The organism is Pseudomonas sp. 910_21 (assembly GCF_052850735.1).
This window is the reverse complement of the sequence record NZ_VXCY01000004.1, coordinates 470197-491474: the sequence shown is the minus strand read 5'-3', so window position 1 is coordinate 491474 and position 21278 is coordinate 470197. Positions and strand designations below refer to the sequence as shown.

Genomic DNA, 21278 nt, shown 5'->3' with positions numbered 1-21278 from the left:
GTCGGAAATTTCGCAAAGTGCAGCTTTGAAGCGGGGAAGGTGCCTGTCTGTTTCCCGTTCTTTGGGGTTGCGTAACGCCTTGGGCAATGGCGATATAAGCGGCTTATAACAATTCCAGGGATCGTTGTATGTTGCTCGCCACCTTGATCCACCGCGCCAGTCTGCCCAGCCCTCAGGTCACCGCACAGCAAGCGCTGGAGCTGCTGGAAACCCATTACGGCCTGCAAGGCAGCGTGCAGTCCCTGGGGAGCCAGCAAGACCTCAACTATCGCCTCGACAGTCCCCAGGGCCGCTTTGTCCTGAAGATCTGCCGCGGCGACTATTCAGCCCTGGAGTTGCAGGCGCAGCACGCGGGCCTCCAGCATCTGCAGCAATACCCCGAATTGCGAGTACCCAGGGTGATTCCGGCGAAAAACGGTGCGGACCTGCTGTCCCTAGAGATTGCCGGGCAAGCGCTGCACGTGCGGCTGCTGGATTATATAGAGGGCCGCTCCCTGACCCACCTGCCGCACCTGGGGGACGAACTGGTGGCAGGCCTGGGCCGGCTCTGCGGGCAGATGGACCTGGCCCTGGAAGGTTTTCAGCATCCGGGGCTCGAGCGCACCCTGCAATGGGATGCCCGGCATGCCCAGGCGCTGATCGGGCACCTGTTACCGGTCATCCAGGACCCGCAGCAACGGGCCTTGATCGCAGACACCGCGCAGCGTGCCGAACGTCGCCTGCAGCCCTTGCAGGAGCTGTTGCCGGTGCAGGCGATCCACATGGACATCACCGATGACAACGTGGTCTGGCAGCGGGATGCCGCGCGCCATTGGCAGCTGCAGGGGGTGATCGATTTCGGCGACCTGATCCGGACCTGGCGCATCACCGATCTGTCGGTGACGTGCGCTGCACTGCTGCATCACGCCGAGGGCGATCCGCTGCGCATCCTGCCGGCGATCCAGGCCTATCACCAGATCAACCCGCTGCAACGGGCCGAGTTGCTGGCGCTCTGGCCATTGATCGTGGCCCGGGCCGCGGTGCTGGTGCTCAGTGGCGAGCAGCAGGTCGGCATCGACCCGGGCAACGCCTACAGCCGCGCCAATCTGCTGCACGAGTGGGAGATTTTCCGGGTCGCCAGCGCCGTGTCTTTCGAGCTCATGGAAGCGGCGATCCTCAGCGCTGTCGGGGAGTCCTTGCCGGCCATTGGCAGTGACGGGTTCGTTCCGCTGCTGCCGAGCCTGGTGGGTCGCGAGTTCGCCCTGATCGACCTGGGAGTGCTCAGCCCGCACTTCGAAGCCGGTAATTGGGAGCAGCCGGGGATCGATGATCGCCTGTTGGCCGAAGCCGGTGTTGCCCATGGCCTGGCCGCCAGTCGCTACGGCCAATACCGTTTGTCGCGGACCTGTCCCGACAGCGCCCAGGAACCGCAAACCTGCCCGTTGCATGTGCAATTGCAAGTGCCGGCAGGCACGCCGGTAGAGGCGCCGTTCGCCGGTGTGCTGCACCGTGCCGAAAACGGCCTGTTGCGCCTGGATGGTCCGGCGCTGAGCGTGCGCCTGTGGGGCGTCGAGCCGTCGTTGCAGTCGGGCGCGGCCCTGGTCAAGGGGCAGGTACTGGGCGCCGTGGTAGCCGATGGCCGGCTCAAGGTGCAGCTGTGCCGAGCGGCTGAGCTGGAACCGCCGCTGTTCTGTAGCCCTTCCCGGGCGCCTGCCTGGCAAGCGTTGTGCCCTTCTCCGGCAGCCCTGCTGGGGCTGGCCTGCGATGCCGAGCCGGAACTGGACCCGCAGACCCTGCTGGAGCGTCGCGACGCCAGCTTTGCCCGCTCGCAAAAGCACTATTACGTCGACCCGCCGCGGATCGAGCGGGGCTGGCGCAATCACCTGATCGACATGCAAGGGCGCTCCTACCTGGACATGCTCAACAACGTCGCGGTGCTCGGCCACGGTCACCCACGCATGGCCGCCGAGGCGGCGCGCCAATGGTCGCTGCTCAATACCAACTCGCGTTTTCACTATGCCGCGATCGCCGAGTTCTCCGAGCGCCTGCTGGCCCTGGCGCCGGATTCCATGGACCGGGTGTTCCTGGTCAATAGCGGCACCGAGGCCAACGACCTGGCGATTCGCCTGGCCTGGGCCTACAGCGGTGGGCGCGACATGCTCAGCGTGCTGGAGGCCTATCACGGCTGGTCGGTGGCGGCCGATGCGGTGTCCACCTCCATCGCCGACAACCCCCAGGCGCTGACCAGCCGTCCGGACTGGGTGCACCCGGTAACGGCGCCCAATACCTATCGCGGCGAGTTTCGCGGCCAGGACAGTACAGCGCAGTACCTGCGCAGCGTTGACCAGCAGTTGCACAAGCTGGACGAGCAGCATCGCCAGTTGGCCGGGTTTATCTGTGAGCCGGTGTATGGCAACGCAGGGGGCATTTCCCTGCCGCCGGGTTATCTGCAGGAAGTCTACGAGCGGGTTCGGGCCCGGGGTGGCGTATGCATCGCCGATGAGGTCCAGGTGGGCTATGGACGCATGGGCAAGTTCTTCTGGGGCTTCGAAGAGCAGGGCGTGGTGCCGGACATCATCACCATGGCCAAGGGCATGGGTAACGGCCAGCCTCTTGGGGCGGTGATCACCCGTCGCGAGATTGCCGAGGCGCTGGAGGCCGAGGGCTATTTCTTCTCTTCATCCGGCGGCAGCCCGGTCAGTTGCCGCATCGGCATCGCAGTGCTGGATGTGATGCAGGAGGAGGGCCTCTGGGAGAACGCCCAGGTGGTCGGTGAGCATTTCAGGCAGCGCCTGGAAGCGCTCAAGGATCTGCATCCCCTGGTGGGGGCGGTGCATGGCTCCGGTTTCTACCTGGGGCTGGAGCTGATCCGCAATCACCAGACCCTGGAGCCGGCCACCGAGGAGACCACTTTGCTGTGTGATCGTCTGCGACAACTGGGGATCTTCATGCAGCCCACCGGGGATCATTTGAACATCCTCAAGATCAAGCCGCCGATGGTCACCAGCCGGCGGAGCGTGGACTTCTTTGTCGACATGCTGTCGAAGGTGCTGGGCGAGGATCTGTAAGGCTTCGTCGTTCGCTTGCGTTCATTTCCATTCGCCGGCAAGCCGGCTCCTACACCTTTCTGTGGGGGCCGGCTGGCCGGCGAATGTGTTTATGCTTACTCGATTGTTATCGGTATTTTGTCGAATATTTTTTTGTTTAACGATTCTTCTGGCTTCTAAAGTCGATATTTATCGGATATAAAGTGGCCATCGCCGGGCGCAAGTTCATCGTGCCTTGCCCTTTTCCTATCCGTTGTCATCGACCGCGTCCATTGCCCGGGAGTTGTTCCATGAGCCGTATCGTTACTGTCGCCGCTACCCAGATGGCTTGTTCCTGGGACCTTGAGGCCAATCTGGAAACCGCAGAAAAACTGGTCCGTGAAGCCGCCGCCAAGGGCGCGCAGATCATCCTGATCCAGGAGTTGTTCGAGGCACCGTACTTCTGCCAGAAGCCCAACCCGGACTACCTGCAACTGGCCACCACGGTCGATAGCAACGTCGCCATCGCGCACTTCCAGAAAGTTGCCAGGGAGTTGCAAGTGGTGCTGCCCATCAGCTTCTACGAGCTGGCGGGGCGCGCGCGATTCAACAGCATCGCGATCATCGATGCCGATGGCAGCAACCTCGGGATTTATCGGAAGAGCCATATCCCGGACGGTCCCGGCTACCACGAGAAGTACTACTTCAACCCGGGCGACACCGGCTTCAAGGTGTGGAACACCCGCTACGCGAAGATCGGCGTGGGCATCTGCTGGGACCAGTGGTTCCCCGAGTGCGCCCGCAGCATGGCGTTGCAAGGTGCGGAAATCCTCTTCTACCCCACCGCCATCGGCAGTGAGCCCCATGACAAGAGCATTTCCTCCCGCGACCACTGGCAGCGAGTGCAACAGGGCCACGCCGGGGCCAACCTGATGCCGTTGATCGCCAGCAACCGCATCGGCAATGAAGAGCAGGACGGCTACGACATCACCTTCTACGGTTCATCCTTCATCGCCAATCAGTTCGGCGAGAAGGTTCAGGAGCTCAACCAAACCGAAGAAGGTATCCTTGTGCACAGCTTCGACCTCGACGAGCTCGAGCACATCCGCAGCGCCTGGGGCAGTTTCCGTGACCGTCGTCCGAACCTCTATGGCGCGCTGAAAACCCTCGACGGTTCCCTGGAGTCCTGAACACTATGAGCACTTTGCACAGCACGCCGCGTGCCGACGGTTTCTACATGCCGGCCGAATGGGCGACCCAGACCCAGACCTGGATGATCTGGCCCGAGCGTCCGGACAACTGGCGTCTGGGCGGTAAGCCGGCCCAGGCTGCCCACGCGGCGGTGGCCAAGGCCATCGCCCGCTTCGAACCGGTGACCGTGGCCGTGTCCGCGGCCCAGTATGAAAATGCCCGGGCGCGCCTGGACGTACCCAATATCCGTGTAGTGGAGATGTCCAGCGACGACGCCTGGGTCCGCGACACCGGTCCGACCTTCGTCATCAACCACAGCGGCGAAGTGCGCGGTGTGCACTGGGGCTTCAACTCTTGGGGCGGCTTCGAAGGCGGCCTCTACGCGCCGTGGAACCGTGACGAGCAGGTGGCCAGCAAGGTGCTGGAGATCGAGCGTTGCCAGGAGTACCGCACCGAAGGCTTCGTGCTCGAAGGCGGTTCGATTCACGTCGACGGCGAAGGCACGCTGATCACCACCGAAGAATGCCTGCTCAATCACAACCGCAACCCGCATCTGTCCCGTGAGCAGATCGAGGCGGTGCTGCGCGAGCACCTGGCGGTGGAGCAGATCGTCTGGCTGCCGGATGGCCTGTACAACGACGAAACCGACGGTCATGTGGATAACTTCTGCTGCTACGTGCGCCCGGGCGAAGTGCTGCTGGCCTGGACCGACGACCCCCAGGACCCGAACTATCCTCGCTGCCAGGCAGCCATGCAGGTGCTGGAAAACACCCGCGACGCCAAGGGCCGCACTTTCAAGGTGCACAAGATGCCGATTCCCGGTCCGCTATATGCCACCGAAGAGGAATGTGCTGGTGTGGATGCGGTGCAAGGCAGCCAGGAGCGCAATCCTTCAGTGCGCCTGGCGGGTTCCTACGTGAACTTCCTGATCGTCAACGGTGGGATCATTGCACCGAGCTTTGACGACCCGATGGATGCCCAGGCCAAGGCCATTCTGCAGGAGCTGTTTCCCGAGCATGAAGTGGTGATGGTGCCAGGGCGCGAACTGTTACTGGGTGGCGGCAATATCCATTGCCTTACCCAACAACAGCCCGCGCCGCAGCGGAATTGAGTGCCGTTGTAACAGATGTTGTCGCCTGTTTGACGGCGTCGGACCGGTTCCGCCGCTGACGCTTTTCAGCGAGCCCGCAGCCCAGATGGGTTGCGGGCTTTTTCATGGCCGTATGTCGAGCCACCTGGCACTTTGGCATAGCTCTTGTATCTGTCTCGTGGTGATTCTGAGACAGGTGGAACTTTTGTTGTTCTGTCATAAACCTTGGATAAGTTAGGCCGCTCAGGAACCAGGAGAGAGCGCTGGAATGAATATGGTCAGCGAGCGGGCACCCCATCCCTTGGCAATGAATAACGAGTCGCTGCAGGTGCTGGTGCAATGGTTGAAGTCCAATGGAACGCGTCAGATCAGGGAACCTGATCCGCGCCGGATCATCATTGATCGTTACCCCGCTGGATTGCTCAGCGAGGCGGAACTGCAAGCACTGTGGGATGTGGTGAAAGGATAGAAAGACAATGGATTGTAAAAAGCGCTGCCGGGATGGCAGCGCTTTTTTTTGGCCGCTCTTTTAGAAGCGGTAGTTGCCGGTGACCACCAGGCTGCGGGGCTCCCCCGGCTGGATCTGGAAGGCACTGGTGGCGGAGCTGTAGTACTCGCGGTCGGCAATGTTGTTCAACGCCGCGCGCACGTCCCAGTCCTTGTGCCGGTAGCCGGCCAGGGCATCCCAGCGGCCGTAGCCCGGTAGCACCACGGTGTTGGCGCCATCGGCGTAGCGGTCGCCCACCAGGGTCAGGCCGGTCTCGGCGTACCAGCCCAGTTCCGGTTTCCAGGTGATGAACAGGCTGCCATTGCGCTTGGCCACGTTATTCACCCGCTTGTCTTCGAAACCGTTGTTGTCCTTGACCACCACCGCGTCCTGCAGGCCGATGCCGCCACGCAGGTACCAGTTGCCGACGATCTTGCCGTTGGCAGTCAACTCGATACCCCGGGAGCGTTGCAGGCCGGTCATCAGGATGATGTTGCGATCCAGCGGATCGGTGGTGCGACGGTTGTAGAGCTCCAGCTCATACACCGCCAGGGTGGTGCTCAGGCGTTCGCCCAGCCAGTCGCTCTTGACCCCGACTTCCTTCTGTCGGGTCAGCTCCGGGCTCAGGTCGTTGCCGTTGCCGGCCGCGTTCGGGGTGATGCCGATCAGGCCGCCGCCTACCGGTGAGAACGATTTGCTCCACGAGGCATAGAACGAGTGGTGCTCCAGCGGCGTCCAGACTGCCCCCAGGCGCGGACTGACGCTATGACTGTCGCGGCTGTCGGACACCCCGGTACGGCGGTTGGTGGTCTCGACATCGAAGTTGTCGTAGCGCAGGCCGGCGAGCAATTGCCATTGATCGTTCAGGCGCAGTTGGTCCTGCACGTAAAGCGCTCGGCTTTCGACCTCGGTGTGGTTGTTGCTGGAGACCTGCATGCGGCCGGTGTGGCTCTGGTACGGATTGGGGTTGTACAGATCCACGGCGGGCACCGCCTGGCTGCCCGGTCCGGAAGTGGCGGCGTTGTAGAGGATCGGGTCGCGGCGCTGGCTGCCGATCTCGATGCCGGTGAGCAGGCGGTGTTCCAGGCCAAAGGTGTCGAAGCGGCCTTCGAGCTCGGTGTTGTTGTAGATGTTGCGAGTCTTCAGGTCCTGCTGCCAGCGCTGGCGCTGTACTTTGCCGGTGTTGGCGTTGTAGCCGGTCTGGTAGGTGTTGTCGAAGTCGCTGTCGAGCTTGAACACGGCCAGTGTGTGGCGCAGTTGCCAGTTGTCGTTGAGCTCGTAGGTCAGCTTGGAGCGCAAGGACTGGGATTTGTCGTCGATGTAATCGCGGTGGTCGCCGTAGGTGGTTTCCCGGCCGACGTTCGCCGGACGTCCGTTGAGGCTGGTGATACCGCGGTCCGGGGTGCGGTTGTAGCGGCTGTATTCGTACTGCACCAGCCAGTTCAAGTCCGGGGTCAGTTGCCAGCTCATGGACGGTGCAAACAGCTGGCGGTTGCCACTGACGCCGTCGCGGAAACTGTTTTGGTCCTGGTTGCCCAGGTTCAGGCGCAGGCTGATGTTTTCTGCCGGATCGGCACTGAGGTCGGCGTACAGGCTGCGCAGATCCTGGCTGCCGCCCTGGACCTCGACGCTGGAGCGGCGGCCGAATTCCGGCAGCTTGCTCACCCGGTTGACGATGCCGCCCTGGCTGCCACGACCGTAGAGCACTGCCGCTGGGCCCTTGAGTACTTCGATGCGCTCGATGTTGTGCAGATCGCGCACGTATTGGCTGTCGTCGCGGACGCCGTCCAGGTAGAAGTCGTTGCTGGCATCGAAACCCCGAATCCGCAGGCTGTCGAAGCGGGTGTCGGAGCCGCTGCTGACGTTGGGAATGCCGCTTAGGGCGCTGCCCAGATCGTTGTGGCCGTAGTCCAGTACGTTGGCGGTCTTGATCGTGTCGATGGCCTGGGGCACATAGCGCGCTGCGGTGGCGGTGCGGGTCGCGGTGCTGACTTCCTTGACCCGGGGATCGTCGGGGTCGGCCTCGGCTTCGGCGCTGATGGAGGTCGTTGGCAGGGTGGTGCTGGCGGCACAGGCAAAACCGGCAGTCAGCAGGGTGCAGAGTCCCAGTGACAGGGGCGTAAGGCGGAAATGGGCAGGCATCTGAAGCGCATCCGAAAGGAAGGTGAGTCGAGGGGTGCGAATGATAATGCGTGCTATTTACTTATGTTAATTATTCGCTAAAAGTTCCCTTGCTCTATTGTTTCTAATTGTGTCGACGGCGTATCTGCCCGCATACACAGGCTAAACGGACCGATTCGACCGGATACAGCAACAGACTAAAAACCATTTCGAGGTTTTTTCCCTGACGTCCGGGGCATAGTCTGCGTGCCATCGAATTCTCAAGATCCTGTTGGAGTCCCCCATGTCCTCGGCCACCCTTCACTACATTTATGACCCGCTGTGCGGTTGGTGCTATGGCGCCAAGCCACTGGTCCAGGCTGCCCAGGCAGTGCTGCCGGTGGTGGCCCATGCCGGGGGCATGATGACCGGCCGCAACCGCCAGTCGGTGTCGCCGCAGCTGCGTGATTACGTCATGCCCCATGACCGGCGCATCGCCGAGTACACCGGGCAACCTTTTGGCGAGGCTTATTTCGAGGGCTTGTTGCGTGACCACTCGGCGGTTTTCGACTCGGCACCGCCGATCGCCGCTGTATTGGCGGCCGAAGCCTTGGGCGGTCGTGGACTGGAGTTGCTGGGGCGCCTGCAGACGGCCCACTACCTGGAAGGCCGGCGGATTGCCGATCGCGACGTCCTGCTGGAACTGGCGCAGAACCTGGGTTTTGCCCCGCAGCCGTTCGCCGTCGCCTACGATCAGGCGGTGGCCCTTGAGCTGGATGAGCATATAAAGAGCAGCCGGGCGCTGTTGGCCAAAGTCGGCGGCCAGGGTTTCCCGACCCTGGCGCTGGAGCGGGACGGCCGCTTTCAGTTGCTCGATGTCAGCCCCTGGCTGGGCAAGCCCGAGGCCTTCGCGCAGTGGCTGAAGGCTTCCCAGGGCGCCAGTAGCGACCCTCAACATGGCGCGCTCCAGGCCTGTGGCCTGGACGGTTGCGCGCTCTGATCTCACCTGACCTGTGTGGAGTCACCCATGGATAACCTAGCGTTGATCAAAAGCACCTACGAAGGTGCCAACTCCCAGGAAAATGCGCGCAACACAGCGGCGGCCCTGGCCCCCGATGCGCGCTGGACCGAAGCGGCGGGCTTTCCCTATGCCGGCACCTACGTCGGTTTCGAGGCGGTGCTGGAGCATGTTTTCAAGCGCCTGGGATCGGAGTGGCAGGACTTCACCTTCAAGGTGGAAAACTATGTGGCCCAGGGCGACAAGGTGTTCGCCTATGGCAACTATCAGGGCATCTATAAAGGCTCGGGCAAGCCTATTGATGTGCGAGTGGCCCATCTATGGACGCTGAAAGAGGGCAAGGTCACCCATTTCGAACAGTTCGTCGACAGTCACAGTGTGCAGCTGGCAATGCTCTAGCCCGCAGTTCTTAGAATATTTTCAGCTATTCAAAGACGATTCACGAAATTGACACGTTGTTAAAGGCGCGGATAGGATTCGCCCCAACGCCTGTGGCCAAGAGCCATATTTCAGAATAATAAAAGGCCCGCCGCGATCACCCGCGGTCGGGCTTTTTTGTTTCGACGGTAGAAGAGCGTGCAAACGCCATAGCCAAAAGAGCTCACAGCGCGTCATCAAACCGTAATAAGGAAAATAAAATGTCGAAACAGCGGATCTGCTTGATTGCACTGGGGATTTTGAGCGCTACACAGGCCATGGCCGACGGCCAGGCCGATGCCAAGGGCTTCGTCGAAGACAGCAGCCTGAAAGTGCTGCTGCGCAACGCCTACATCAACCGTGACTACAAAGACGGTAACAAGGACAAGGCCGAGTGGGGCCAGGCTGCCATCGGCACCTTCTCCTCGGGTTTCACTCAGGGCACCGTGGGCGTGGGCGTTGACGCCTTCGGCCTGTACGCACTGCGTCTGGACGGTGGCAAGGGCCGCAGCGGTGCTGGCGGTATCGACTTCTTCAAGCAAGGCGACAGCGGCAACGCCGCCGATGACCTGAGCAAGTTCGGTGCAGCGGTCAAGTTCCGCCTGTCCAACACTGTGCTGACCTACGGTGATCAGATGCCGGCCCTGCCGGTGCTGAACTACGACAACTCGCGTCTGCTGCCGGAAAGCTACACCGGTACCCTGATCACCTCCAAGGAGATCAAGGGCCTGGAGCTGAACGCCGGTCACTTCACCGCCGAATCGCGCAAGAGCGCCGAAGGCCGTGACAGTGGTGGCCTGAAGTCGATCAACGTATTGGGCGGTAGCTACCAGTTCACCGAACAGTTCAAGGGCGCGCTGTACGCTTCCGACGTCGAAGACGTGCTGAAGAAACAATACGTGAACCTGAACTACGTGTTCCCACTGGCCACCGACCAGTCCCTGACCCTGGACTTCAACGGTTACCGTACCGAGCTGGACAAGTCCTACGCGCAGAAAGCCAAGGCCGGCGGCGAAGACAACAAGATCTGGAGCCTGGCAGCCACTTTCGCCACTGGCCCGCATTCCTTCACCCTGGCGCACCAGCGCAGCACCGGCGACAGCCACCTGGGCTATGCCTACGGCGGCTACCAGCGTGGTCAGAACCGCGTGGGCGATGGCGGCAACACCATCTACCTGGCCAACTCCTACTGGTCCGACTTCAACGCTGAAGACGAGCGCAGCTGGCAGCTGGGCTACGGTCTGGACTTCGGCGCCTTCGGCGTACCGGGCCTGACCTACAACGTGGCCTACGTGCGTGGCGACAACATCACCACCTCGACCACCACTGGCGGCAGCGAGCGTGAAATCTTCAACCAGCTGAAGTACGTGGTACAGAGCGGCCCAGCCAAGGACCTGAGTGTGAAAGTACGTAGCTCGGTACTGCGGGTTTCGCAGAAGTCTTCCGAGTACAACGTGGGTGGCAACGAACTGCGTGTGTTCGTCGACTACCCGATCAACGTGTTCTGATGAACGCCTGATCACCGCCTGACTTCAGGTGGCGCAATGGAAAAAGCCCCGACTGGTTCGGGGCTTTTTTGTGCCTGCGATCTGAGCGCAATGAGGCCGCCAGAGTGGGGGAGGGGCGTGGTCGGGACGAATGTGCGGTGAACGGGCGTGTCGCGTTGCTTTTCGGGCGTTTCCCACTAGCTTTATGCCATCAGGGATGAGGTTTCAGCCGCAATGGATGCGGGACAAGTTGCTGCGTAACGCCGATCCCTGTGCTTGGCCGATGTTGTTTCGTCCTGCCGCCGCTCTGCTGCGGGTCGTCCGGTCTCTACCTTCCTGGAGCACAGGAGAACACCATGAAAGCAACCCAGCCGATCAACGCCTTGGGCACAGGAATCCTGTTGTCAGTGGCGTGCGCTATTACCCCTGCAACGGCCGAAGCAGCCGCACGGACATTCGAGAATCCCGGCAGCCTGGAACAGCAGACGCCGCGACAGAAAACCGGAGAAACCACACTGCTGATGTCGTCCAAGGCCACTGTCTTGAGCACTCTTCCAGCATCCTCCCAGGGCGGTATCGAACGCGCTCTGATCCTGAACATCGATTACACCAAGAGCACGATTTTTGACCCGGCCACCGGGCGCAATGTGCCAGTGAACCTGCGCAGCTATCAGGGCACCGGGGTCAATCCCCAGGCCCCCTTCGTGGCCCCGACCATCGATGTGACGCCGGGCGACACCGTACGCATCACCCTCAACAACAAGCTCAAGGCCAAGGACGACCAGCCGTGCAGTGCCCATTCCGCCGAGCCCGACAAGCCCCAGTGCTTCAACAGCACCAACCTGCACTCCCATGGTTTGTGGGTCAGTCCCGCCGGTAACAGCGACAACGTGCTGTTGTCGATCAATCCCCAGATCAGCTTCCAGTACGAGTACAACATCCCCGCCGACCACCCGGCCGGAACCTTCTGGTACCACCCCCATCGGCATGGTTCCACCGCGTTGCAGGTCGCCAGTGGCATGGCCGGAGCGTTGATCATCCACGGCAGCCGGCTGCCGAGTGGGCAAGCCAACGGTGATATCGACACCTTGCTCAAGTCGGCCGATGGCCAGGCCTTTACCGAGCGCCTGCTGGTATTGCAGCAAATTCCCTATGCCTGCAAAGGGGTCAAGACCGACCCTGTGACGGGCGACAAGAGCGTGGATTGGCAATGCGATCCGGGCGAGGTCGGCGTGGTCGAGGACTTTGCCCAGTTCACGCCGAAGAGCTGGGGCCAGTCGGGGCGCTACACCAGTATCAATGGCCAGGTGCAGCCGATCTTCGACAAGGCCCGCACCGGTCAGGTGGAACGTTGGCGCCTGGTCCATGCGGGCATACGCGACACCATCAAGCTGGAGTTTCGCAAGCTCGCCGACAGCGCCCTGCAAAAGAGCAATGCGGGCGTTGCCGCAGCGGATGCCGATGCTTTCGTCAGTCAGCAATGCGTCGGCGAACCGGTGGACTATCAAGTCATCGCTGCCGATGGTCTGACCCTGGGCCAGGCGCAAACACTTAGCCAGGTCACCTTGCAGCCCGGCTATCGCAACGACCTGCTGATGCTCTTCCCGCAAGCCGGACGCTACTGCGTGGTCGACGCTGCGCAAACGGCCAATGGCGGCGTGTCCCAGGCAGCGAGTGGCCGGCAGATACTCGGGTTTGTCGATGTCGAGCAAGGCACCGAGGTCAAGGACAGCAATGCCTACTTGACCCAGGTGCTGGTGGATTCGGCGCAGCGCAATATGCCGTCCGATGTGCAGAGCCAGATCGTCAATGACCTCAAGAGCGGGATGAAGCTGACCCGGTTCGTTCCTCACGAGAGCGTCCGCGACGAGGAAGTGAAGGACCGGCCGGAGGAGCGGCTGATGTTCTACATCAACCGAGATGACGAGAAAAATCCCAAGTTCGAGGTGGGCACCAGCATGGACGACGTCAAGCCGTATGAGCCAGGAACCATCAATCGCCACCTGACCCTGGGCACGGCGCAAACCTGGGTGCTGAGTTCCGGTTATGCCAGCCACCCGTTCCACATTCACGTCAATCCGTTCCAGGTGGTGAAGATCATCGGTCCGGACGGCACCGACCTCAGCGAGCCGGGGGCGATCGACCCGACCGACCCCACCGATAAGCAGTACGCCGGGCTCAAGGGCGTGTGGAAAGACACCCTGTTCGTCAAGGGACCGGACAAGCAGGGGCGCCCTTACACCCTGTACACGCGCACTCGGTATGAACGTTACATCGGCGAGTTCGTCCTGCACTGCCACATCCTCGATCACGAGGACCAGGGCATGATGCAGAACGTCAGCATCGAGCTGTCCGATGGTCAGGGCGGTACCGCGCCCATGCACCATTGATCGCCTGACAGGCGGCAAGGGAGGGCGCCTGCGGGGGCGTCCTCTCATGCATTGCGCTGCATGGCATAGGGCGGCCCCGCGCCTGACCCTTCTTTGTTAAAGTTCCACTCCCTCTTTTGCATCACGGATGATTTCGATGTTCCGTACCCTGCTATCCGGCCTGTGCCTGCTGAGCGTCGCCAGCATCGCCCACGGCCAGCAAGCGACTGCGTCCGAGCAGCTGCTGAGCGAGTTTTCCCGCTGCGATGGGCAATTCTTCCAGAGCCTGAACACGGCCCGGCTACCGGCGGGCACCCTGAGCCTGGCCCGATACGGCGCAGTGAGTGCGCCCAAGGTCATGAATCCCTTGCAGGAAGGCGGTCGCTACCAGGCCTTCGACCGGCCGCTGCTGGTCAACGGTGTACGCCTGGTGGGCTACTACAACGAGGCCCAGTCGCTGAAGTCGGTGGGCAACCTGCTGTTCTGGGGCTTTGTCGCCGAGGGCGAGCCCAAGGATGTGGCCGCGGCGCTCAAGCCATTGTTGCGCGACAACAGCCGCCTGAAAGCCGATCGCAGCGCCATGACCCGGGTGGAGATCCGCCGTGTCGGCGATCCGATCGACCAGTGGCGTACCGAAGGCTTGGCGGGAGGTGGCGTGGCCACGCCGTTCGGTTTCGTCGAGCGGGTATTGAGCATCGACAAAGGCATCGCCAGCGCGCCGATCTCGGGTCGCACCACGATCTTCTGCAGCCTGCAGGGCACGGTCACCGCGCCGCTGCTGCAGGTCTATCGCCCTGACCTCAACGCTCACCTGCTGGATTGAAAAACATGCCTTCATTGTCTGTTCGCGGGTCGATCCTGCTGCTGTGCATTCTCGCTGTCACCGGCTGCGCCAGCCTGCAGAGCCAGGACCAGATCAACTACGCCCATTGCCGTCTGGTGGGCCAGGCCTCCAAGGCCGAGAAGTTCGATGTGGTGCTGCAAGAGGCCGATCTGTGCCTGTCGAAAAACCAACTGTCCAAGCCGATGCAGAGCCTTGTGTACTGGTTGCAGTCCGATGCCTACGCCAGCTTCAAGCGTTACCCGGAAGCCATCAGCGCCAAGGAAAAATCCATCGAGCTGGGCCCCAAGCCCGATGCCCGTGCGGTGCTGGACCTGAGCCGTCTTTATCGTGAGTCGGGCAACCCGCAAAAGGCCCTGGAACTGGTGCAATCCAACCTCGACGCCAACCTGGGCGAGGCGGGCAAGGGCACCGGCTTCAACATGCCGACCTACTACCACCTGGGCCAGACCCTCTACGACCTGGGCCAATACCGCGAGGCGGCCGAAGCCTACAGCGCCGGCCTGCAGAAGCAGCCGGACTATGCCTGGGCCTTCTACCACCGGGGTTTGGCCTACGACAAACTGGGCCTGACCGACGATGCCCGCGCCGACTTTACCCAGTTCGCCAAGCGGGTGAACCCGAAGTACGTCGAACCGCAGCACCAGGCCAAGCTGGCCGAATACAAGATCAGCCTGCCCTGAGCAGAGCCTTGCCGGCGCCATGAAAAAGGCTCGCCGTTTGGCGAGCCTTTTTTCAGCAACCTGGCCCTTCAGTCATCCGGATTGATCGCGAACTTCAGCTGATCGCCTTCCAGGTACACCACTGCCTCACGACCATGGATATCCACAGGACGGGCTGAAATCGCCTCATGCTCGGGGACGATCTTGGACAGCACCTTGTACTGCACGTCGACCCGCCAGATGCAGGCCCGCGGCCCTTCGTTGTCGAAGTACATCACCGGGCGGGTTTCGCTCCAGGTGGGATTGACGATGCTCCAGCCGGCCTCGACGTCATTGTGCTCGGTGACGTTCTCGGTGTAGGTGTTGTTGCTCTGCTGGTCGTAGTCCAGGGACAGGCTGTAGTTCTCCTGATTGAGATCCTGGCCGACCCGCGCCCGGGCATGGCGCAGGGTGTTGGAGAGCGACTGGAACACCTGCTGGCTGGCTTCGGGAGCACTGCGCGAGCCCAGGCGATAGCTCATGCCTTGCTGCAGTTCGCCGCCGCTGCGCTGGCGGTAATAGAGCACGCCATCGACGATGCCGGCGAGGCGCTGGCCCTGATCGTTGGCCCCCGGAGAGGCCCAGCCGACAAAGCCGATATCCCGGGCAATGGGATGCAGACCGGGCTGGTCATCGGCGTATTCGTAGAGTGTGCCGACATAGCCTTCCCGCCCTTTCTGGTACTGACCGACGAACAGCACCACGTGCAGCACGCCATCAAGCACCTGGGCGTCGACGATCTGCTGATCGCCCTGGGCAGGAGCGGCGGTGAACCTGGCCAGGGTGAAGCGCTGCCAGTCTTCAGGGTCCTGCAGGCGGTACTGCCGGGTGGGGTCCATCGGCAGCAGCTCGCCCTTGCCGGGTGCCGGAGGAAGGGGCAACAGCGTGAGCATCTTCACCTGGGCCCGATAGGCCCCCTCCAGACAGTCGCTGTCGATACAGGTGTCGCGTACCTCCCGCAGCCACTGGGCTTGCAACAGGCGAAACACCTGCAGGTGCTTGAGCGCCTTGTAGCGGCGGTTCAGTTCATCGTCCTTGGCGGACAGGGTCGGTGTGTCGCAGACGGTTTTCTCCACCCGGGTCGAGGCCTTGGCGCAGTCGAAACCGGCGGCCTGCAACTGGGGCATGAACGCAGCCAGGGCCAGGCCCGTGGCGGCAAGCGACAGCAGAGGAAACTTCATCAAAACATCCTTGTAGGCAAACGAGCTTGGATCAGGGGGAGGGGAAGGTCTGCAGATAGGCCAACAGATTATCGATTTTTTCTTCATCGCTCAGCCCCCAGAAAATCATCCGGGTGCCGGGTACCACGGCTTTCGGGTCTTCCAGGTACTGGATGAGCTTGTCCCGGGTCCAGACGATGCCCGACGACTTCATCGCCGTCGAATACTGGTAGTCCTGGGCACTGCCTGCCGGGCGATCGATGATGCCGTTGAGCTGCGGCCCGAACGAACTGCGCACTGAAGGCCCGATATTGTGGCAGCCGCTGCACAGGCGCTTGAACAGCTTGCCACCGGCTTCGGCATCGCCGGCCAGGGCGGGGGAGGTAAGGAGCGTGGAACTGACCAGCAGGGCCAGGATCGATACGGCGATGCGCTTCATGTTCAGCCTGTGTGTCACTGGAATCGGCGGCTATTTGATCATGAAGAGCGTCTGTTTGGGGCAGTGACAGCTCCTGCACGGAGTGGCAGTTTTACTGTGAAGGCCTCAGAAGCGCCCGCTAATACCCAGCAGTGGCCCCTTCTGGACAATGTCGTAGACGAAACCGTCATGGCGATAGTTCACTCCCATGGCCCGGTAACCAACCACCGCAGAAAAGCCCGGCAAGAACTCCCAGCCCGCCAGCGCGGCCAGATCCCAGTCTTCCCGAGACTGTCCCGCGCCCGCCATTCCCCATGACGACAACCAGAAGCGCTCATTCACCGCATAGTGCCCACGCAGCCCCGCCATGGCATCGGCCCAGGTAGCCCGGTCGGATCCGGACAGGCCGCCGGCAGGCCCGCCATGCAGGCTGATGGTGGTGCTGCTGTACCAGACACGCACTCCGCCGGCCACGTCCAGCCGATGACTTTCATCACCCAAGACGGTGTACCCGCCTCCCAGAAATCCGGAAGCCGTCTTGCCTTCCACCTCAAGCTTGGAGGCCGGGGCGCCCGCTGGCAGGCGGTTGCGGGTATCGGTGTCGATGTACATCAGGTCGGTGAGCACGCTGTAGGGCCCGCGTCGCGCCTCGCCCATCAGCATCACCGACATATCGACAGTGCGCGCGATGTCTGAGAAGTCGGACTTTATAAACTGGGTCCCGGTGCTGCGGTGGCCTACGTGTCCGCGAATACCGGCGCCCCACAGGTAGGGACCGCCGTTGAAGTGCCAGTCATCGCTGTCTGCCGCCATGGCCACAGTCGGCAGACTGTAGCCGGCTGTGGCGAAGGCGCCAACCAGCAGTGCCAAGCGGGCGCGCTTGCGCAGCAAAGGCGAGCGGAGGTTGTCGCTATGCATCATGGGGTTTCTCCGATCAGTGCTGGGTCAGCGAGAGCGCGACGCGCTCTGCCGCACAGTCCTCTGTCGGCTTCAGACCGGCCTTCTGGGCCGTCTTGACTTCCTCTTTCGCGGCCGCCAGATCCGCCAGGAACTCCGGATTGCCATGCAGGCTCGCCACCGTGGCGGCGCCCATGATGCGGCCTGCATCCACGTCGCTCTGCCAGTGTGCATCGCAGATGACCCGGCTCTGGCCGTATGCCAACCCGCGGGTCATCAGTTCGGTGGCACGCTCAGGCTGAATCTCGGCGAGAACCAAGCCCCAGGCCCAGCCGGCGGCAGAGTGGCCGGACGGCCAGGAACCGTCCGTGAGCAACAGCGGTTCCATGTCCTTGCGGCACGTTCCTTCCTCATGCACCACGAAGGGACGGGGACGGTTGTAGGCATTCTTCCCGGCATAGGTAGAACCGCCGGCATCGCTCAGGGTGCGTTGCATCAAGCGATAAAGATGCGGTGTATTTTCCTCGGTGATTGGCGTATCCAGGGCGCAGGAAAATGTTTTCGCCGGGCCTGGGAACGACAGTTCCGCATCCGTTGCCGCGAGTTTCTCCCGGGCGGTGCCGCGCAGCGCCAGCGCTGCACGCCGGGCTTCTTCATCCCGCGCCAGCGCTGCAGAATCTGGCTTGGGGGGCGCGCCGAGCAGCGCCAGGCGTACAGGCAAGTCAGCCGGGTCCAGGTAGCCTGGGGCCAGCTTGAAGTTCGGGTCCGTGACCGTGGTGGCGGCATCTTCGGCGAACACCGATCCCGACCCGAACAGGCCGGCCAGGGACAGGATCATCCCCCACGGCTTATGTAGTTTTTTCATCGATTGCTCCTTGATCTATCCCTGTATCGAATGGCGCCGATATCTCCGGTCGATCAAAACCGGTACAGCGCGTTCAGATAGGCGCCTGCGCCCACCTTTTCTCCCGTCAGCGGGCTGTTGCGGGCATCGGAGACCAGCGCGTAGGTCTTGATGCCGCCCTCTAGCGCCAACTGTGGTTGCCATTGCCAGGTGAGGCCCAGTTTCAGGGTCACGTCGCGCATCCCGCCGCCTGGGTGGTATTCATCGAACCGGGTACGTGCCGCTTGCTGAGCGGTGACGCCGAAGCGCGCCATCATGTCGTTCTCGTTGCTCCAGGTGCCGTACAGCGTCGAGTCCAGGGTCAAGGTCGAGGACAATGCATAGTCCGTGGCAACCCCGGCCTCCAGGTACGCGGTACGGCCCAGGTGTTCGCCACCGTAATTTCGGCTTTGGCTCGATTGCAGGCCGCGCACGAACAGGCGGCCGGCCGGCAGGATCCAATAGACTTCCGCTCCCACCAGGGCGGTGCTGTCCAGATTGCCCATGCCTTTCAAGTAGTCGTCACGGCCGTCCAGGGTATGAATCCGCTCCTTGCGCCCCTGGTCATAGCCAATCAACAGCGCCACCCCGAAAGGCGACAGCCCCGGCAAGTCCCAACGCAGTCCCTCTGGGAAGGCCGCGGTAAAGGTGCCCCAGTCTTGGGTAGGCAAGACCGCCTCGAGTTTCAGCGAAGGGAAAGCGGCGTACCGTGAGGAACCTTCGTACAAGGGACCAACGGCCAATCCGCCGCCTACTGTCACGGACGCAGTGCCGTTTGCATCGTCCGCCTGTGCCGGCAATACCGTGGCCAAGGCGCTAATGAGCAGCAGTTGATGCAGCAAGAAGTGATAAGCACCTTGGGTTGTCATTGTTTATTTCCTTGGCTGTAGAACTCTTCAAGGCAGAGATGCCCCCGACTTGATTGGCACTATCGGGCGTGGCGGCGTTTGCGCTTATTTGTAAGTTTCAGCACTTCTTAGTGGATGCCTTGACTAGAGCCCGATGGGCTGCGGCTGGGGAAAACTCCACTGGCCATTGAGTATTTCGTTGCTTGGCCGATAGAGCCTGACCGTATAGTTCCAACCGGGCGTGGTCGGCAGGCAATTGACGATCTTGGCGTCGCAAGCCCCGAACTGGATGACAATCGAGCCGTCATCACTTTTCTGGGCCGTGAGGTTATTCAGTGAATAGACGTCATATGGGTTTTTCTGGAAGTACCCGTCGGCGTTATACACACTCACCGACCAGAAACTGTTGACCGGCACCTGCCCGACCTTGAGGCGGTAAACGGTTTTTCCATCGTTGCGCGGTATCACGCCGCCGAGGTAGATGGCGTCCTTGCTGGGATTTCCGCCCCAGCCGGTCGCTGTTCCGATCAGGTGATGGATCGGATTGACCCTGCCCTTGGGGCCAAAGGACTGGTTGTAGTTGGGTATTGTCGAACCCAGGACAGCCAGGGCATCGCGCATCTGTTTCTGGCTGGCCTGATCCCACTTGGGCACCACGAATTCCCCGGCCTTGGCCTGGCTGACCCTGATTGCGTCCTGCAGTACATGCACCTGCTCAAGGTCTTTGCGCTCCGTGGGATCGAAGAACAGGCGGACGGCGACGAAGACATAGCGGGTACCGATCACCTCTTTCGTCAGCGTATGGTCGCCGGCACCGTAAATGACCGCGGGTACGTAGTGGTCTTCATTGACCAATTGCATCGACATGAACCGCCCGCCGGCTTCAGGCAATGTGATGGTGACCGGGCCGGCATCGAGGTCGAACACGGCCGACGAATACAGCGTGTCGCGATTCATGCGGATGACATTCTGCGCGTCGATGGGAACCGGTTCGCGGTTATGTACAAACCGACCCAGGCCGCCATCCGCGACGGTCTTGCCCATGTAGAGGTCGGACTCGGCACGGATAAAATTGTCGACACCCACCAAGAGCGTCGTATCAGCGGACGGCTGAGCATTAACGCTGCCGAAAGTTGCCAATGTCAGAGCGACAATGCAGGCCGTGGATGAACAGGACATTTAAACCTCGTGGGCGTTTAAGTGGGCATCAGCTGTTCAAACTTTATAAGAACACCCTGCTGGAAACTTGCCATTTGGTGCCAAAAGCCAAGCGAGCGCGTGCCGCGAAGACGGACTTGGAAGTCAGCCAGTTACTTGGGCGCAAGAGGGGCGAGGGAGGAAGAAAAGTCAGTTAGCGATCGTGTTTCAAGATGGCGCGATAGCGCGACGGTGAACTCCCGGTCCAACGCTTGAAGGCACGGGTGAAGTGCGCTTGATCGCTGTAGCCCACCATGTAGGCAATTTCGGTCGCGGTGTATCTACCGCTGGCAATGAGTTGCAGTGCTTCACTGCGGCGAGTCTCGTCACGCAAGTCTTCGAAGTCGATACCGCAGGATTTAAGACGCCGCTGCAATGTTCGAGAAGACAGCCCCATGTTCCTCGAGATCACGCCAAGTTTGGATTGATCCTGGTCCGCTATCCGCTCGATGAGCACCCCTGCTGCTTGCGCTGTCGACCTCAAGGCTTCGGTGACTTTCCAGGCATCATCCCGACCGGGCTGCAGGGGGGTGTCGAGCAGCTCACGGTCGAATTCGATCATGTTGTGCTGCGCGTTCATTTCCAGATGAGGCCCCAGGTACTCCTCCAGCGCCTCATCTCCTCTTTCCCTTGGGTTTTGCAGATGCACGCGTATGGCGCCAGGCTCACCGGACATGAGCGGTACTTTTCTGAGCAGCGCCAGCGTGCCGAGAATGACCTGCTTCGGATCCGCCCCGTGCTGCCCGGTAAATCGGTGGATCAGTTTCGTCGTACGGCCTTCGGTGACGATTCTGACTTCTCCTCCCTGATGCAGTAAGTCCGTGTGGATCGACGCCACTGCACAGGCCTGAGCGAGGTTGCTTGAGCCCAATATCAATTCGCCCCAGGCGCCGAGTGAGCGTACTTCGATCAGGTGTCCCACACAGGCCCCCCCGAAAGGGTCCTGGGCGATAGCAGCCATTTCGTTGGCTATGTGAAAGCAGACCGCCCGGGGTACCCAGGCATCAGGGTTTTGAAAAACATGAGGAGAAATGCCGTAACGCCGAAAGAACTCCAGCGGCGACACCCCACGCAGGCTCAGGTAGGGGGCAATTTGCCGAAGAGTACTGAGTTTGATGGATGGCGTAGCGTTCGTCATAAGCGGTTGCCCCTTTTTAAAGGCCATGCGC

Annotated in this window: 18 protein-coding genes; 10 read left to right on the top strand and 8 right to left on the bottom strand. The window is 61.6% G+C overall.

The genetic code is table 11. From position 1 onward, the window contains the following. Window positions 1-128 precede the first annotated feature (128 nt). From FW796_RS15915 to FW796_RS15900, 4 genes are all read left to right on the top strand, one after another. On the top strand, window positions 129-3047 hold the full coding sequence (locus FW796_RS15915) for an aminotransferase (protein WP_446439558.1): 2919 nt from the start codon (window positions 129-131) through the stop codon (window positions 3045-3047). Window positions 3048-3316: 269 nt separating this feature from the next. Further along, window positions 3317-4195 (top strand): N-carbamoylputrescine amidase, encoded by an 879-nt coding sequence (gene aguB, locus FW796_RS15910; RefSeq protein ID WP_402893077.1) that lies wholly within the window; start codon window positions 3317-3319, stop codon window positions 4193-4195. Window positions 4196-4200: 5 nt separating this feature from the next. After that, window positions 4201-5307 carry an agmatine deiminase gene (aguA, locus tag FW796_RS15905; RefSeq protein WP_346634145.1) on the top strand — a complete coding sequence of 369 codons (1107 nt, stop codon included), beginning with the start codon at window positions 4201-4203 and terminating at the stop codon, window positions 5305-5307. 247 nt (window positions 5308-5554) lie between these two features. Continuing rightward, on the top strand, window positions 5555-5755 hold the full coding sequence (locus tag FW796_RS15900; RefSeq protein WP_123724184.1) for a hypothetical protein: 201 nt from the start codon (window positions 5555-5557) through the stop codon (window positions 5753-5755). Between the two features lie 60 nt (window positions 5756-5815). On the opposite strand, the gene FW796_RS15895 is transcribed toward FW796_RS15900, so the two are convergent. Then, window positions 5816-7915, bottom strand: a complete 2100-nt coding sequence (locus FW796_RS15895; protein ID WP_446439557.1) for a TonB-dependent receptor — start codon at window positions 7913-7915, stop codon at window positions 5816-5818. Window positions 7916-8177: 262 nt separating this feature from the next. On the opposite strand from FW796_RS15895, the gene FW796_RS15890 reads away from it, so the two are divergent. The 6 genes from FW796_RS15890 to FW796_RS15865 all read left to right on the top strand — a co-directional run bounded on the left by FW796_RS15890 (window position 8178) and on the right by FW796_RS15865 (window position 14688). Then, window positions 8178-8873, top strand: a complete 696-nt coding sequence (locus FW796_RS15890) for a DsbA family protein (protein ID WP_446439556.1) — start codon at window positions 8178-8180, stop codon at window positions 8871-8873. A gap of 27 nt (window positions 8874-8900) precedes the next feature. Continuing rightward, on the top strand, window positions 8901-9290 hold the full coding sequence (locus FW796_RS15885; RefSeq protein WP_402893089.1) for a nuclear transport factor 2 family protein: 390 nt from the start codon (window positions 8901-8903) through the stop codon (window positions 9288-9290). Window positions 9291-9529: 239 nt separating this feature from the next. Beyond that, window positions 9530-10816, top strand: a complete 1287-nt coding sequence (locus FW796_RS15880) for an OprD family porin (protein ID WP_346634149.1) — start codon at window positions 9530-9532, stop codon at window positions 10814-10816. A gap of 335 nt (window positions 10817-11151) precedes the next feature. Next, window positions 11152-13185 (top strand): multicopper oxidase family protein, encoded by a 2034-nt coding sequence (locus FW796_RS15875; RefSeq protein ID WP_446439555.1) that lies wholly within the window; start codon window positions 11152-11154, stop codon window positions 13183-13185. Between the two features lie 136 nt (window positions 13186-13321). After that, window positions 13322-13987 carry a hypothetical protein gene (locus FW796_RS15870; protein WP_446439554.1) on the top strand — a complete coding sequence of 222 codons (666 nt, stop codon included), beginning with the start codon at window positions 13322-13324 and terminating at the stop codon, window positions 13985-13987. Between the two features lie 5 nt (window positions 13988-13992). Further along, window positions 13993-14688: a tetratricopeptide repeat protein gene (locus FW796_RS15865; RefSeq protein WP_446439553.1), complete on the top strand. Its 696-nt coding sequence runs from the start codon at window positions 13993-13995 to the stop codon at window positions 14686-14688. Window positions 14689-14756: 68 nt separating this feature from the next. On the opposite strand, the gene FW796_RS15860 is transcribed toward FW796_RS15865, so the two are convergent. From FW796_RS15860 to FW796_RS15830, 7 genes are all read right to left on the bottom strand, one after another. Beyond that, window positions 14757-15887 (bottom strand): lysozyme inhibitor LprI family protein, encoded by a 1131-nt coding sequence (locus FW796_RS15860; RefSeq protein ID WP_346634153.1) that lies wholly within the window; start codon window positions 15885-15887, stop codon window positions 14757-14759. A gap of 31 nt (window positions 15888-15918) precedes the next feature. Further along, window positions 15919-16305 carry a cytochrome c family protein gene (locus FW796_RS15855; RefSeq protein WP_346634154.1) on the bottom strand — a complete coding sequence of 129 codons (387 nt, stop codon included), beginning with the start codon at window positions 16303-16305 and terminating at the stop codon, window positions 15919-15921. Between the two features lie 105 nt (window positions 16306-16410). Next, on the bottom strand, window positions 16411-17205 hold the full coding sequence (locus FW796_RS15850) for a hypothetical protein (protein WP_446439552.1): 795 nt from the start codon (window positions 17203-17205) through the stop codon (window positions 16411-16413). Between the two features lie 13 nt (window positions 17206-17218). Continuing rightward, window positions 17219-18046 (bottom strand): acid phosphatase, encoded by an 828-nt coding sequence (locus FW796_RS15845; protein WP_346634156.1) that lies wholly within the window; start codon window positions 18044-18046, stop codon window positions 17219-17221. A 53-nt stretch (window positions 18047-18099) separates the two neighbouring features. Beyond that, window positions 18100-18933 carry a MipA/OmpV family protein gene (locus FW796_RS15840; protein WP_446439551.1) on the bottom strand — a complete coding sequence of 278 codons (834 nt, stop codon included), beginning with the start codon at window positions 18931-18933 and terminating at the stop codon, window positions 18100-18102. A 123-nt stretch (window positions 18934-19056) separates the two neighbouring features. After that, on the bottom strand, window positions 19057-20091 hold the full coding sequence (locus tag FW796_RS15835; RefSeq protein WP_446439550.1) for a DUF1254 domain-containing protein: 1035 nt from the start codon (window positions 20089-20091) through the stop codon (window positions 19057-19059). 172 nt (window positions 20092-20263) lie between these two features. Next, window positions 20264-21247: a helix-turn-helix domain-containing protein gene (locus FW796_RS15830; protein ID WP_446439549.1), complete on the bottom strand. Its 984-nt coding sequence runs from the start codon at window positions 21245-21247 to the stop codon at window positions 20264-20266. Window positions 21248-21278: the final 31 nt, after the last annotated feature.